The sequence below is a fragment of the Flavobacterium sp. AC274 genome, from assembly GCF_979258275.1.
The window spans coordinates 3,809,597-3,824,535 of sequence record NZ_OZ409852.1; the positions used below are offsets into that span (position 1 = coordinate 3,809,597).

Annotated in this window: 12 protein-coding genes; 9 read left to right on the forward strand and 3 right to left on the reverse strand. The window is 33.0% G+C overall.

From position 1 onward, the window contains the following. The first annotated feature begins 98 nt into the window (after positions 1 to 98). The 5 genes from ACZZZT_RS17130 (at position 99) to ACZZZT_RS17150 (ending at position 6,465) form a co-directional block, all read left to right on the forward strand. Positions 99 to 860 carry a LytR/AlgR family response regulator transcription factor gene (locus tag ACZZZT_RS17130; RefSeq protein WP_463461285.1) on the forward strand — a complete coding sequence of 254 codons (762 nt, stop codon included), beginning with the start codon at positions 99 to 101 and terminating at the stop codon, positions 858 to 860. Between the two features lie 46 nt (positions 861 to 906). After that, positions 907 to 2,091, forward strand: a complete 1,185-nt coding sequence (locus ACZZZT_RS17135) for a leucine-rich repeat domain-containing protein (protein WP_463461286.1) — start codon at positions 907 to 909, stop codon at positions 2,089 to 2,091. Positions 2,092 to 2,215: 124 nt separating this feature from the next. After that, positions 2,216 to 4,066: a DUF7619 domain-containing protein gene (locus tag ACZZZT_RS17140; protein WP_463461287.1), complete on the forward strand. Its 1,851-nt coding sequence runs from the start codon at positions 2,216 to 2,218 to the stop codon at positions 4,064 to 4,066. 725 nt (positions 4,067 to 4,791) lie between these two features. Beyond that, positions 4,792 to 5,208 carry a LytR/AlgR family response regulator transcription factor gene (locus tag ACZZZT_RS17145; RefSeq protein WP_463461288.1) on the forward strand — a complete coding sequence of 139 codons (417 nt, stop codon included), beginning with the start codon at positions 4,792 to 4,794 and terminating at the stop codon, positions 5,206 to 5,208. Positions 5,209 to 5,310: 102 nt separating this feature from the next. Next, complete coding sequence (locus tag ACZZZT_RS17150) at positions 5,311 to 6,465, forward strand: acyltransferase family protein (RefSeq protein WP_463461289.1); 1,155 nt, start codon at positions 5,311 to 5,313, stop codon at positions 6,463 to 6,465. Positions 6,466 to 7,093: 628 nt separating this feature from the next. Here the strand turns inward: ACZZZT_RS17150 and ACZZZT_RS17155 are convergent. Both ACZZZT_RS17155 and tssD read right to left on the reverse strand, forming a co-directional pair. Then, entirely contained in the window at positions 7,094 to 7,528 is a 435-nt protein-coding gene (locus tag ACZZZT_RS17155; RefSeq protein WP_463461290.1) for a hypothetical protein, read from the reverse strand. A 623-nt stretch (positions 7,529 to 8,151) separates the two neighbouring features. Continuing rightward, entirely contained in the window at positions 8,152 to 9,741 is a 1,590-nt protein-coding gene (gene tssD, locus ACZZZT_RS17160) for a type VI secretion system tube protein TssD (RefSeq protein WP_463461291.1), read from the reverse strand. 183 nt (positions 9,742 to 9,924) lie between these two features. Between tssD and ACZZZT_RS17165 the strand changes: the two genes are divergently transcribed. The 4 genes from ACZZZT_RS17165 (at position 9,925) to ACZZZT_RS17180 (ending at position 12,856) form a co-directional block, all read left to right on the forward strand. Next, positions 9,925 to 10,872, forward strand: coding sequence for a hypothetical protein (locus tag ACZZZT_RS17165; RefSeq protein WP_463461292.1), 948 nt, complete (start codon positions 9,925 to 9,927; stop codon positions 10,870 to 10,872). A gap of 127 nt (positions 10,873 to 10,999) precedes the next feature. Further along, complete coding sequence (locus tag ACZZZT_RS17170; protein WP_463461293.1) at positions 11,000 to 11,485, forward strand: hypothetical protein; 486 nt, start codon at positions 11,000 to 11,002, stop codon at positions 11,483 to 11,485. A 29-nt stretch (positions 11,486 to 11,514) separates the two neighbouring features. After that, a complete protein-coding gene (locus ACZZZT_RS17175) occupies positions 11,515 to 12,078 on the forward strand; it encodes a Crp/Fnr family transcriptional regulator (RefSeq protein WP_463461294.1) in 564 nt (187 codons plus the stop codon). 388 nt (positions 12,079 to 12,466) lie between these two features. Then, positions 12,467 to 12,856, forward strand: coding sequence for a RidA family protein (locus tag ACZZZT_RS17180; RefSeq protein ID WP_042563744.1), 390 nt, complete (start codon positions 12,467 to 12,469; stop codon positions 12,854 to 12,856). Between the two features lie 295 nt (positions 12,857 to 13,151). Here the strand turns inward: ACZZZT_RS17180 and ACZZZT_RS17185 are convergent, their stop codons facing one another. Further along, entirely contained in the window at positions 13,152 to 14,936 is a 1,785-nt protein-coding gene (locus tag ACZZZT_RS17185; RefSeq protein ID WP_463461295.1) for an IucA/IucC family protein, read from the reverse strand. Positions 14,937 to 14,939 lie beyond the last annotated feature (3 nt).

Below are 14,939 nucleotides of genomic sequence, written 5' to 3' on the forward strand. Positions count from 1 at the left end.
TATGTCTTAATTCGAAAAACAATATCAATATCAAAAAGGCAATTGCAATTTCAATTTTCAATTTCAAAATCAATTTCAAAAAGCATAAATAAATAACCATGATAACAGCATTACTAATCGACGATGACAAGCATTTACGAACCGGACTAAAAGCGCTTTTAGAACGATACACAAATGATATTTTTATTGTTGGCGAAGCCGAAAGTGTAAAAACCGGAATCGCTGCAATAGAAAAACTGAATCCGCAGGTTATTTTTCTGGATATTCATTTAACAGACGGAACCGGTTTTGATATTCTGGAACGTCTTTCTAAAGCAAACGGAAAACTGAAATCGCATGTTGTTTTTATTACCGCACACGAACAATATGCCCTGAAAGCTTTTAAGTTTAGTGCATTAGACTTTATTCTAAAACCTGTTGATCCCGAAGAACTGCAGCTTACAATGTCCAAAATAAAAGAAGCAGTGGGAAAAAATAATTCGTTTGAAAACATTGATTTATTATTGGAAAACATCCGTAAAAAAGTCGACAATTTTAAGAGAATTGCCTTATCAACAAGTGACGGAATTCATTTATTTGAAGTTTCGGATATTATTCGATGCGAAGCCAAAATAAATTACACTCAATTCTTCATTAAAAACCACAAACCTGTTTTGATATCAAAAACACTTAAGGAATATGAAGAATTATTGGCAGAACACGGTTTTGAACGCATTCATCAATCGCATTTAATCAATTTATCGTATCTCAAATCGTACATTAAAACAGATGGCGGCTATGTGATTATGGCCGATAATGCCAATATTCCGATTGCACAGAGCAAAAAAGAAAAATTGCAGGAATTAATCAATTCACTTTAAAATCATCCCCAAAATTTTCTAACGAACAACTCAAACCATAATAATTATGAGAAAAAAATTACTCTTACTGATCTTGCTTTTTACCGGTCTGGTAAATGCCCAGATCCTTACTTTTACAGATACTACCTTTAAAGCCATGCTGGTAAATGGCGGTGCAAATAATTTTACAGCATCTTCGGGCGGTGTTCCCGTTACGAGAATAGACACCAATTTTAATAATGAGATCGAAGTTTCTGAAGCGGCTTTAATTGACAAACTTTGGATAGAAGGCGCCAATGCTCCGCAAGTAACCAATATTCAGGGAATTGAAGGTTTTACAAATGTGACCGAATTAGGTTTTAGAGAAATAAGCGTGACATCGATTAACTTAAGCGGAATGCCGAATTTAAAAACGCTTTTTGTAAAAAGTCCAACTTTGGTAACAGCAACCGTTTCTGGAATGAATGCTTTAACAGGCGCATCTTTTATGGAAAATCCGTTACTTGAAACTTTAAACATTTCAAATAATCCGTTGCAAACAACTATTCTCGCACAGCAAAATCCAGGTTTTTCTACTTTTAATGTCAACAATCTTCCTCTTTTAAAAGAGTTTTATGTCGCAGATAATGTTTTGACAGCTCTGGACATAACTGGATGCCCGAATGTAGAATATTTCAACGCCGTAAACAATCAGTTAACATCAATAAATGTTTCGGGTTTAACAAAACTGACTACTTTTCTAATCGAAGATAATACCAATCTTTCTTCAATAAATGCAGCAGGCTGTACGTTGCTTAATTTTCCGCAATCTGCCTTTAATTCAACGAAAGTATTAACAACCGCAGATTTTTCAAACTGTTCAAGTTTAGAATATATATTGTTTCCGGATAATACGCTTACTTCCTTAAATCTCTCAGGTTGTAGTGCTTTAAAAGATGTAAATGTGTCAAATAATGCCTTAACAACATTACCACTTACGGGTTGTACCGCATTAACCAATTTAAATTGTACTAATAATCAATTAACGGCACTTAATTTAAGTACCTCGCCAAACCTTGTACAGCTTCAGGCTTCAACAAATGCTATTTCGAGTTTAAACTTAACCGGAACAACTAATTTGAAAAATGCTTTTTTAAATTCAAATCAAATTCCGTCGTTAAATCTTTTCCGGAAATACGAATTTAGAAATTCTGGAATTAAGAGAAAATCCAACTACAAATTTAAATCTTTCAGGTTGTACGGCATTAAATAATGTTTCATTAGTTGATACGAATCTTGTTACTGCCGACTTTTCAAATTGCAGTTCACTAAAGTATATTGGTAATATTAGTACCGCATTAACATCAATAAATGTTCAAGGCTGTACAGCACTTGAAATGCTTTCTATAAGTGGAAAACCGCTTGAAAAAGCACCGTTAACATCGTTGAATGTTGCTGGTTTAACCAATTTAAAAAGCCTGGATTGCAGTTATAATACTGTTTCTTCTCTTAACCTTTCAGGCTGCAGTGCATTAACGTCTGTTTTTTGTATTGAAACACCAATTACAGCCATCGATTTCTCTGATTCACCAAATATTATAACCCTAAACGTAAACGGAAGTGCCTTAGAAAACATCGATCTTTCTGGTTTTACAAATTTCCAGACTTTATCTGCCAGCAGCAATCCAAATCTTAAAATGATTTTTGCCAAAAACGGAAAAACCGAAACTTTATTTTTAGGCAATGCCAATACAAATCTGGCTTTTGTTTGTCAGGACGAAGCAGATATTATCGCAACAAAAAACTATCTGTTAACTGTAGGCTTATCAAATGTAGAAGTCAACTCGTATTGCTCATTTACACCGGGCGGAAATTACAATACAATTACAGGAACAATTGCTTTTGACCTTGACAACAATGGTTGTGATGCCTCAGATGCCAAACAGCCAAATTTGAAAGTTGGACTTCATGACGGCACGACGCAAAATGAAACCTTTACCAAAACCAGCGGAAAATATGTTTTTTATACCGGTGCAGGAAATTTTTCACTAACACCACATCTTGAAAACCCAACACTTTTCAGTATTTCTCCGGTTAATCCGTTGCTTTCTTTTGCAGATAGTAACAATCATGTTGCAACTCAGGATTTTTGTATTACCGCAAACGGATCTCAAAGCGATATCGAAATTGTTATTGTGCCAATTGTACCTGCAAGACCTGGATTTATGGCCTGGTATGAAATCGTAATTCGAAACAAAGGAAATCAAACCGCAAGCGGAAGTTTTAGTTTTAACTACAATCAAAACTTAATGCATTATGGTTTGGCAACTTTGGCTCCAAATGTGCAAAGCCCGGGATTATTGGGCTGGAATTACAGCAACTTACTTCCATTTGAAAGCAGAAGTAATTATTTTGGACTAAATGTAAACACACCCGTACAAACGCCTCCCGTAAACATAGATGATGTATTGAATTTTACAGCGACAATAAACCCAATTACAGGTGATCTTAATCCGGCAGATAATACATTTAATTACAATCAGGTTGTGATAGGTTCTTATGATCCTAATGATATCGAATGTCTTGAAGGAAAAAATGTTTCTCCGAGTATCATTGGCGAGTATTTACATTATGTAATCAATTTTGAGAACACAGGAACGGCCCCTGCAGAGAATGTAGTGGTAAAAGTAACGATCGATCAAACTAAATACGACATTAATTCGCTTCAGTTATTGGATACTTCACATCCGTCTCAAATAAACATTCACGGCAATGTTGCTGAATTTATTTTTACCAACATCAATTTAGGTACGGCTAAAAAAGCAAAACTTACAGCAAAGGATCCGCCTGTTAACAATCATGGCAATATTTTATTTAAAATTAAAACTCTGGACGATCTGATTACCAATGACAAGGTTGAAAAACAAGCCGATATTTTCTTTGATTATAACGCGCCAATTGAAACCAATAAAGCCGAAACTATTTTTAAAAATCTAGGAACCAAAGATCTCGAAGTTGATAAAAGTGTGGCATTATATCCTAATCCTACAAAGGGAAATATGAATATTAATAGCGACAATACTATAAAACTTATCGAATTATTTGACGTTCAGGGAAGAATTCTGCAAACAAAAATAGAAAGCAACAACAATACAACACTTGATATTTCAAACAAAGCAAACGGACTTTATTTCATCAGAATCACAACTGAAAACGGCATTAAAGTCGAAAAAGTAATTAAGGAATAAAGAAATAAATTTAGGTATTTCATTTAAAAAGCCTTCTGAAATCGAGAGATTTTGGGAGGCTTTTTAAGTATGTCAATTAAGTTGAGGAAAAATTTTAGGAGCTATTTCCTGCTATCCGTTTCAATCTTTTATTTTTTTAAAGAAAAAAATAAAAGGATTTCCACTTCTATCAGGGCTAGGACACCCGTTTTCATAACAACTATTTTTGTACTTTTAATCCCGAACCAAGCCAAATATTCCATGCCATTTTACATCAATAAAGAGCATTTATTAAACGAAATTGAATATCCTACCCGATATCAGCCAGAAAATCTCGTGAAAAGTTCTGCGATTGTCTTTGCTTCGATTTTTGTGTTTCTTTTATTGTTTGCACCATTTGGCGTTTATGAGCCTGAATTCAGACTTAATTATTTTTTGATTTGTTTTTTTCACGCTTTTTCACCTGCATTAATCTTGTTTTTATATTTCGGAACTTACAATTACATCAAGCAAAACCAACTCAAAAACTGGACATTGCTGCAAGAATATATTCACGTTGGTCTATTTTTGCTTTTGTCCGGAATTGCCAGTTTTTTAATGCGCGATTTAATATATAACAATCCAAATAACTGGTCATGGCGTTATTTGTATGAAGAAATACGAAACTGTTTTCTTGCCGGAATCCTTTTTTATTTTTTCCTCAGAATGGCTGGTTTTTATTTTAAGTCAAAAAAGGATCTCCTTTTGTGCTTCAGTTTACTCCTCTTGAAAACAAAACACAAAAAACAGCAGTATCTCCTACCCTTTTTATCAATACCCAAGTCAAACAAGATGATTTTACTTTAAACTTAGAAGATTTGTTATTTGTAAAAGCCGATGGTAATTATATCGAACTCACAAAGTCAAACAACGAAGAAGCGACTGTAGAACTCAAACGAATTTCGCTCACACAATTTGAAAAACAAATCGCCGATTATCCGCATTTTTTCAGATGCCACAGAACCTATTTAGTCAATATGTTTAAGATCGAAAAAGTAAGCGGAAATTCTCAGGGATACGTTTTATCGTTTCATAATACCGATGCAAAAGTTCCCGTTTCCCGAAACCAGATTGAGAGTTTCAACAATTGTTACAACCAACTCCGAAACCTGCAGATAGCCTAAGCTTGTCGTTCATCACAAAAGCTTGTTAGTGATAACAAGGCCGCTTACAATCGTATTTTCTTGTTGTAGGTTTGTCCTCAGAAACACTAAATTAAATCTGTTATGACAACCCAAAACGCAACTTTATCTAAAGATTTACAAGAGCCAAATCAGCTTGTTTACATCAGCAACATCAAAATACTATTGACTATATTGGTTATTTTGCACCACACTTTTATAGCCTACAGCACTTCAGATGGATGGTATTATACAGAACCCACTAAGATTTTTGGCGTGCTAATTCCCGTAAAAATGTTTATTAGCGTGAACCAGTCTTTTTTTATGGGCTTTTTCTTTATGCTTGCCGCCTATTTTACCGATTCATCTTTTACCAAAAAAGGCACTTTTAAATTCATTACCGATCGCTTAATTCGTTTAGGAATTCCGTTAGTATTTTATTCCCTTGTAATTTCTCCTTTTACGAGCTATCTCGTGTATTATTTTGCTAAAGGGCACCATATTACCTTTTTGCAGTATTTAAGCGGTTACGATACCTGGATCGATGTTGGCGTAATGTGGTTTGTATTGGCTTTGCTTGTGTTTACCTTTATTTATGTAATCGCAAAAATAGTTTTCAAAATCAGTTTCGAAAACACATTGCCCGTTCCCACATCACGAACCATACTTTTATTTGCACTCGTATTAGGACTTGTAAGTTTTGCCGTTAGAATTATATTTCCTGTAGGCTGGGTGCTCAAACCATTCGGATTTCAATTAGGTCATTTCCCGCAATACATCACCTTTTTCACGATCGGATTATTGGCTTCCAAAAACAATTGGTTCCAACAGCTTTCTGAAAAAACCAGAAAACGTCTTAGCCTTTCTTCATGGTTATGTTTGGTCTTTTTTCTTGTCTTTTTCGTGATCAGACTCACCGTAAAAATGCCAGTCGAATGGTATTCAGGAGGTTTTCACTGGCAACAATTACTCTACGCCATCTGGGAACAATGGATCGGACTTTCCATTTTAACCGTCCTGCTCATCAAAGGAAGAACAAAATGGAACCAATCAACGCCATTGCTTGCCAAATTATCCCGCTACAGCTTTGCGACTTATATTTTTCATCCCGTAGTCATTGTCGCATTCACCTTGGCCGCAAGAAACTGGGCTGTAGATCCTGCCCTAAAACTCCTTGTAGTTTCACCGTTGATAGTTGTGGGGAGTTTTGCTTTTGGCGGATTGTTGGTAGCTATTCCTGGGGTTAAGAAGATTATTTAAAAATTATTGATCAAAAAAAAGGATTTTACAAAATCTTGTCATTTCAAATGACATAAAATTAGAATCAATTAACGACACCCTAATGATAGCAAACCCGACAGGTTTTAAAAACCTGTCGGGTTTCGCATAATCTTCTTATTTCCCTAAAATAATAACATTACTTTCTTCATTTTTAGTTGATTTTTATATATCATTATAATTATTCATAAAATGATTTGAAGTTTTTTTTATACACTATTACTATAATTATTTTAATCTTCAATTTGATGTATAATAATCCTATTAGTAGCATGTAAGCTATCTATTTTGGAATTTATTGTTAAAGAAGATATATCACAATAATAAGTTCCTTTATCTATTCCTGCATTTTGTCTTCTGCCTTCATTTTTAAAATCATAAATTTTAAATTCTTTATTTCTTAGTTTTATTAATAAAGTATCTGTTTTTAAAATTTTATCCTTTAAATAATATGATAAATCATTTGATAATAATGAATCTATTTTTTGATATCTAATTTTCTTTTTAAATTTTCTTTTTTGATTATGAATATTTCAAGATTTTCAACTTCATTTATTTTGTACCCATTAAATTCAATGATTACACCATCATCACAAGTTTAATTTTCAGATTATTTATATATTATTATATCTGTATGGCTTTCGATCAAAGAATCATTTAATCTATATTCTTTTAAACTACATCCGTATAATTTTGTATTCCACATAGTCTTTTTTTCAATATAAACTTCTTCCATTTTTATGTTAGTTATCTTATATTTAAGGCTATCATTAATTATAACGATACAACCATTTGTTAAGGAGTTAGAAGTAAGTTGGTTTATTTCGAATTCTCGTATTCCAAAAGCAGTATTAACAAACTCTGGATTCAGATATTCTAAATTATTTGTACGGTTATTTAAATCTTCAAATGAAATTTTCTTTATTTTAAAATTATTGAATCCTTTAAAATGAATTTCATGAATATCTTCTACTTTACAATCAACATGTTTGTTACAGCTTGTAAAAATAACTATGAGTAAACCAATAATAAATTTATTTCCCATAAACATATCCATAATAATTAGTACTAAATATCTCTGGATTAATAATGATGTCTCTCATTTCTTCGATAACATCATCAATTTTCCCGACATCCTATTAACGATTTGAAGTAAACTAATCACGAAATATAGCAGTCCTAAGTTAATTAAGATTTATAGATATATAATTTATAGATTCAGAATCATCTTTATAATAATTTTCATTATGAAAGTTATCTTTATATAAAAGAGTGCAATAGTATTGTCCTTTTCTTTTTCCTGCCATTATGCATTTGGATTCATTTTTAAAATCATATACTTTAATTTCTCTACTATTTATATTTTTTATTATTAAAGTATCATCTTTTAATATTTTATCATCTGTAAAATAAGTCTCTAATACTTTATCTTTTAAATATTGTATTTGTCTTGTTTTATTATTCCTACCTTTTATGATTATAAGAAAAGAATTTGTTTTTTTATTCCATTTAAATTTATGAAATGTAAATAAATCCTTTCACCATTAGCAACAAATCTAGATGAATTACATTCATTTGTATTTGTATAATTATTTATTTTAATAATAAAAAAGCGAAAAACAATAAACGCAATTATTACTCCCAAAAATGATAACATTACTTTCTTCATTACTTGATTTTTATATATCCGTTATAATTATTCATAAAATGACTAGATGTTATTTTATTTTTTAAATATCTAGCAGGATCAAACGGATTTGTGCCCCACGAGTATACTCTAAAATCTATTTCATCTATTTTTGATCCTAAAAATTTTGGTGTATAATTCCATGTTATAGGCGATTCTAAAACTACCCAATGTAAGTCTGCGGAGCTATAATCCCAGACATCTTCAATTAAATCTGAATCTATCATTAATATTAGTTTATAACCTGCTTTAATTTGATCATTAATGTCATTTATTTTAATCTGAATATCTGATGTTGTATAAGGCAACGGTGCCACAGGATTATAAACACCTTTTGAACTTACTTCACTATATCCTAATAGACTTTTACATAGAGTGTGCATTATAGGTGGCCAGTTAATAGCCTGAAACTCTTCATTCCCTCCTTTATAGTTTGGATTATCTGTATTTCGTGTTCCTGCCATAGTTATATAATCAATTAATGGCATTTTATCTGTACCTATTGGAAAACCAAATCGGTCGATCTTTTTTTCTAAAACTTCAATACTTGGTTTTACTGTATACTTATTAAATTTTGCTTCACCTGTTCTAAAAAGTTCCTTTGTCAACTTTTTGTAGTCTTCTGGCTGATCTTTTGCAAAAAGATAAAATATACATGCCATACCGCATAAAGATGTTCCTGATTGATTGACTAACCAAGGTTTATTATCATCCGTTCTCTCTTTTATTTCTTTTTCAACCATCATCCTATCAAACCACCTAAATCTATTATGTTTCCAAACCTTAAGTTCCCCTTCACTTTCAGCATCTTGTATATAAGCACGAAAATACACAAAACGCCCGCACATGTCTTTTTCATTTAAGAAAAATTTCAAGGTATCACCTGTCACAGAACTATTTTTTTCTATCCATTTGTTTTGATACAAGCTATGATATTTAATTGCCCATTTAATTTGAGATTTATCATCGGGTGTTTCTTGAGTATATTCTGTAACTTTAAATTCATATTCTTTGCCATACAACATTCCTTCTTGCTCGCCTGTTCCGCTGCCATCATTGTCAGAACCAAAATCCAAAGGTGTTATGCGCTTTATGGTTTTTACCCTGGTTTGTTTTTTCTCTTCTTTAGGCACATAATAAACGGGCGCAGTTGGAATTTTGGATACTTGCCAATGTTTTACAAGATCATATTCAAAACCATAATTTTGAATTGCGGGTGAAATGGTTAAAACAGTCTGCATATTTTCTGTTCCGTAAGCATAGAATGTTTCTGAAAGTGCTATCAAATAAGCGTCACTAAATTTATATTTCCGTATGGGAATATCTTCATCTCCCTTGCTATAAAAGTGTATTTCTCCTTTTTCCATTCGTTCTGTTTCCTTATCGACTTTTTTAACCATATTATGCCAAAAAACGTCGTCGCTTTCCTGCGAAACAAAACATAATCTTAGTAATCCTCCTTCCAGATTACTTGTAGGTGAACCATCTGCTGCTATGTGTTTGTAATAATCCATATAAGTCCAGAGTAACTCCCGCTCTTCTCCCAGAATAAATAATTTGGCTGATCTCATATTTTATCGTTTATAGCATTCCGATAAATATAGAAGGAAGATTATCCCATAATAAGACCTAGATGTCATTATACTATCAAAATAAGACCATTTTTAAATAATTAAATCTAAAATACTTCAAAACCACAACACCCAAAAATTCCCAATAATTTTCCCTAATTTAGTTTCCACAACAAAAACTTCATGGAAACCATTTTAGCCTACATAGACCTTCTCGGTTTTACCAAAATGATTGAGAAAGAGCATCAAAAAGCAGAGGAATTACTTTTGAAGTTTTATGATATTGCTTTTGAAAGTATCAACGATGATAACAGGTTAAAAGGCAATATATCTTCTGATTGTTTGTTGGTTTATTCGACGAATTATTCGGTGCTTATTAATTGTTTGGCGAGTATTTATAGGGAATGTTTTCTGGAAAATGAAACTTTGTCTGATCCTAATTTCTATTTGTTGCCCAGAGGTGCCGTAAGCGTTGGCGCGATGACGATTGGTGAAAGAGATACTTCGGTCAGTATTACCAAAGATTTTATGATTGGCAAGGCGTTGGTACATTCTTCAAAATTGGAACCGCAAATTAAAGGCAGCCGACTTTTGATTGCCGTAAATAGTAACGACGAAAATCAGGTTTCAGAATTACTTCAGAACAAGGAAATCAATAGTGTTTTGTACCAAAATTGTACGTTTAAATTCTGGCCGGGTTATAGTTACGTCGATGCGTTATGGTTTCTGGATCTCAACAAATCGCCCGAAGATCAAAAGAAAGAAGTGTTACAGCTTTTGCAAATCGCCATAAAACTAACCAAAAACAACAGCAAAAATGCAAAAATTGCAGAACATTACATCAACACGCTCAGAATTGGTTTACTAAGTTATTCCCGATTTATCGAAAACGGAAATGATCCTGTTTTAAAAACCATCATTACCGAATTTAAAAACGGTCAATATTGGTTTTTATGGCTTACGGTTATCGAAATTTCCCTAAATCGCAAAACCGAAAATCCAAACGCCGACTGGTCTTATATTCTGGCTTTTTATAAAAAAGTAAGTCTCGAAAAAGCTGGGTTCACGTCATCGAAGAAATCAACAAACCCGAAAAAGCCTATCTTAAAAAAGCATTCAAATTATTTTTAGGATAGTTTCTATAAATTTGTATTTTCGTCTGGCAAAAAACTCAATCTCATATGAGAAAATTTCTATTTCTGACGATTTTACTAGTTCAATATTCTTTTTCGCAATCTCAATACGAGAAAAATGCTCAATGCATTCGAACAAAAAACCTTTCAGAAAAAGAAAGATTAACTCACTTTCCTTTTCTAAAGCTGCACAAATCAAAATTATTTCTTTTAAAGACAAATCTGACGGTACTGTGGGACATGATCTCATGAATTATATTAATTCCATTGTAATCGGAAAAGATACATTGGCATCAAACTTATATGACGAAATTACTAATTTGACTCCACAACAAATAAATCAATTAACAGATATTATTTTTAATTACTCACATAAAAAAGAACCTTATGCAATAGCACAAGCCGGATGTTACATGCCAAGAAACGCGATCTTTTTTCTGGATGATAACAACACAATAATTGCCTGGCTTGAACTTTGTTTTGGCTGTGATAATTATAGAACAAGTGATAAGAAATTAACTATTGGTGAATATTGTGATCAAAAATACGATATGCTAAAATCAATTTTCAAAGAGGCAAAAATTCAATATGGTATTACTATAACTGAATAGAAAATATTTCAATAACTTTGGCTTCTACTATGCAGGCAAATCTTAGAGAACATATCGAAAAAATAATTCCGCTTACCGATGATGAGTTTGCGTTTGTGGCTTCTCATTTTACCACTAAAAAATTCAAGAAACACCAATTTTTAATTCAGGAAGGCGATCCTGTTAAGTATTCTTATTTTGTTATTTCAGGACTTTTAAAGTTGGTTTATACCGATAGTTCGGCCAAACAGCACATTGTTTCTTTTGCTATGGAAGATTGGTGGGAAAGCGATTATTATGCCTATTTTACACAAACCGAAGCCACAATGTCCCTCGAATGTCTGGAAGATACAGAAGTTCTTTGCTGTACACTCGAAGATTATAAAAAGCTTTGCGATGGTTTACAAAAAATGGAACGCTTTTTTCTCGAAAAAGCCACTTCTGGTTTTCTGGGATCACAGCGCCGTATTATTTCCTGGCAAACATCAAATTCTAAAGAGCGCTACGAACAGCTTCTTAAACAATATCCTTTACTTTTTCAGCGTGTTCCAAAAAGCCTGATAGCTTCTTATTTGGGCGTTTCCCGCGAAACCCTGAGCCGTTTATCTTCTTAACGTTTAGTTTCCGTTTTCAATCTCACTCTGTGTTATAATTGGGCTGAAAAATTGGTTTCACGCAGATTTTGCAGATTTCACAGATTTCATTAATACTTTTCTCTATCTTCTTTCTTCTTCTTCTTTCTTCTTTCTTCTTTCTTCTATTCTCTATTCTCTATTCTCTATTTTCTATTCTCTATTCTCTATTCTCTATTCTCTATTCTCTATTCTCTCAAAATGTGACATACCTCACTTCATAATCGTGAGAAATGTCAAGAACTTTTTCCTGATGTTATACCCAACTTTGCAGTATTAATTTTAAACTGTAATCGTGAAAAAAACATCAAAAATTTTAGCATTACTATTATTAACCGCGATGCCAATATTCGCACAAAAAGCTAAACAAATGGAAAAAAGAATCATCAATCCCTGGGAATGGCAAAATGAACGTAGTTATAACCAGGCCGTAGAAGTTAAAAATCCGGAAGGAACATTGTACGTATCAGGACAAGCCGCCGTAAATGCTGACGGAACTTCGAGCAATGAAAACATGGAATCGCAAATAAAATTGGCCCTGAATAATCTTGAAACGGTAATCGCCAAAGCCGGATATGAACCTAAAGGAATTGTCAGGTTAACTATTTACACAACCGCTACCAATGAGCTTTGGCCACATTTCAATATCATTCAGGATTGGATTGCCAAACATGGTGTTCAGCAAGCTACAAGTTTAATGGAAGTAAAAAGCCTGTTTGAAACCCTGAAAGTAGAATTTGAAGCTACTGTAGTGAAATAATCATTTTTTGAACGATAAATAAGCTGTGTCTTTAATCAAAAGACACAGCTTATTTTTTGTTTTAAATTTCCCTTCGTTCTTAATAAAACTTAAAATTTTAAAAATTTTCGATAAAACAAAAACCAACTTCACGATTTGATCGTATGTAAGGATAAGACGACGTTTCTGAATGAGATAAAATCAATAACGAGATAAAGTTCAATATTGTCACGTTTTTTGGAAAGACATTGAAATTTATCTTATGCCTGAATTGTCGTCTTATTTTTTATTCACAAAAAAACTTTCGGGAAATATTTTAAACAACCGAAATAAACGCCGCCACAGGATTCTTTAATTTCCCAACAAACTGAAGACTGTCAATAGGATCTGCTAAATCTAACATTTGCTTATTATTTCGCAATTGCAAACGGTTTAAACAACAAGCATCAAACTCAGAAACAAACAAATTGTATTTTTTGAATTGCTCTTTTAAATGTGGCTGATCTTCCTGATATTGCGTTATACAATCTGCAACGCACGACCAGAAATCTTCTTCAGAAAGTGTGTTAGATTCTGCTAAAATGGCCGAAAGAAAACGGAAATAAAACTGAAAAACATCATTAAAAATGCATAAGATTTTCAACGTTTCTTTCATGTTGATGTGAATGCGTTTTACTTTTTCCGGTAACGGAATTTCTCCATTAAAAATCATTACTTCTTCGGTAATATCTTTCATGATGGCTTTTACGGGAACGTGATTTTCTAAAACCAAAATCAGGTTTTCGCCATGTGGCATAAAAACCATTTCATGCTGGTAAAAACAATGCAATAATGGCGAAAGATAAGCGTCGAGATAACTTTTAACCCACAATTTGGCGCTAATTCCCGATTCTTTTATCAACTCACTAACAAAAGAATTCCCTGACTGATCCACATGCAACAGAGCAGCCATTGTCATAATCTTTTGATTTTTAGATAATTTCGGAATCGGACTTTCGCGCCATAATGCGGCCAGCATTTTATTATGCGGAATACTTCGGCCCAAAGGCTCGTATAAAAAATTGCGATAGCCAAGCGTTGCGACTTCGCCTAATAAAGTAAATCCTTTTTGTTGCAGATAAGCATCATTTTCAACCAGATTCGCCACCCATTCGGTAATTGCAGGCGTACTTTCCATATAATATGGCGAAAGTCCGCGCATGAAACCCATATTGATGACAGAAAGTGCTGTTTTTGCGTAAAATTTCTCTGGCGAAGAAATATTAAAAAACGTTCTAATCGATTGCTGTGCAGAATATTCGTCTTCTCCATAACCCAGACAAATCAAATGATTTTCGGCAATATCCGGCGCAAAAATCAAAGCCAGTTTATTGAACCATTGCCACGGATGAACGGGAAAGAAATAATAATCGTCAAGATTCAAATTTTGAGATTTTAATACATTTTCAAAACGTGAAATCGTTTCAGAATCTAATTCCTGTTCTAAAACTTTTTGATAATCTAATTCCTCAATTGCCGTAAAAGTAGCTTTGCTCCTATGGCCTGCCAGCCATAACAATTGTACAGGCGCATTGGCTTCCGGAGAAAAAGCCGCAAAATCTTCAATATTAAAACCGTTTTTACCGCTGTTGGCCACAAAACACGGATGCCCTTCTGTCATTGCGTGTTCAATGATTTGGTAATCAAGTCCTAATAAATCTTTTGAATTGTATTTTTCGTTCGCAATTTTATATGCAGTGCTGTACAACGTACTTGTAATTTCTTCTAAGTACGTTGGTAAAAGGCTTTCGCCGATACCCAAATGATCTTTAAATTCAATTATAAATTCTAATAAACGCAATGGAGATTCAATCCCGTTTTTTGTCTTTTTAATTGATTCAATGGCAATTGACCAATGATTTAAGGCTAAAATTGAAGCTTTAAAAGTATATTCAACTGTTTTATCAGGCGAAGAAATACTATATAAATTATCGCTTTTTAAAACAGGAACAATAAGTAATTCGTGTGCAAATTCACTTAACGTTTTTTTGAGCAAAAGCGCATTCGCTTTGTCCCAATTTTGTTTTGTTAAGTGCTGTATATTCTGGGTTGGTATTTCCATTTT

What these genes read in the sequence shown, in the direction of transcription:
- ACZZZT_RS17130 (WP_463461285.1), top strand. Translation starts at nt 99, where the DNA reads ATGATAACAGCATTACTAATCGACGATGACAAGCATTTACGAACCGGA.
- ACZZZT_RS17135 (WP_463461286.1), top strand. Translation starts at nt 907, where the DNA reads ATGAGAAAAAAATTACTCTTACTGATCTTGCTTTTTACCGGTCTGGTA.
- ACZZZT_RS17140 (WP_463461287.1), top strand. Translation starts at nt 2,216, where the DNA reads ATGCTTTCTATAAGTGGAAAACCGCTTGAAAAAGCACCGTTAACATCG.
- ACZZZT_RS17150 (WP_463461289.1), top strand. Translation starts at nt 5,311, where the DNA reads ATGACAACCCAAAACGCAACTTTATCTAAAGATTTACAAGAGCCAAAT.
- ACZZZT_RS17155 (WP_463461290.1), bottom strand. Translation starts at nt 7,528, where the DNA reads ATGGGAAATAAATTTATTATTGGTTTACTCATAGTTATTTTTACAAGC.
- tssD (WP_463461291.1), bottom strand. Translation starts at nt 9,741, where the DNA reads ATGAGATCAGCCAAATTATTTATTCTGGGAGAAGAGCGGGAGTTACTC.
- ACZZZT_RS17165 (WP_463461292.1), top strand. Translation starts at nt 9,925, where the DNA reads ATGGAAACCATTTTAGCCTACATAGACCTTCTCGGTTTTACCAAAATG.
- ACZZZT_RS17170 (WP_463461293.1), top strand. Translation starts at nt 11,000, where the DNA reads ATGCATTCGAACAAAAAACCTTTCAGAAAAAGAAAGATTAACTCACTT.
- ACZZZT_RS17175 (WP_463461294.1), top strand. Translation starts at nt 11,515, where the DNA reads ATGCAGGCAAATCTTAGAGAACATATCGAAAAAATAATTCCGCTTACC.
- ACZZZT_RS17180 (WP_042563744.1), top strand. Translation starts at nt 12,467, where the DNA reads ATGGAAAAAAGAATCATCAATCCCTGGGAATGGCAAAATGAACGTAGT.
- ACZZZT_RS17185 (WP_463461295.1), bottom strand. Translation starts at nt 14,936, where the DNA reads ATGGAAATACCAACCCAGAATATACAGCACTTAACAAAACAAAATTGG.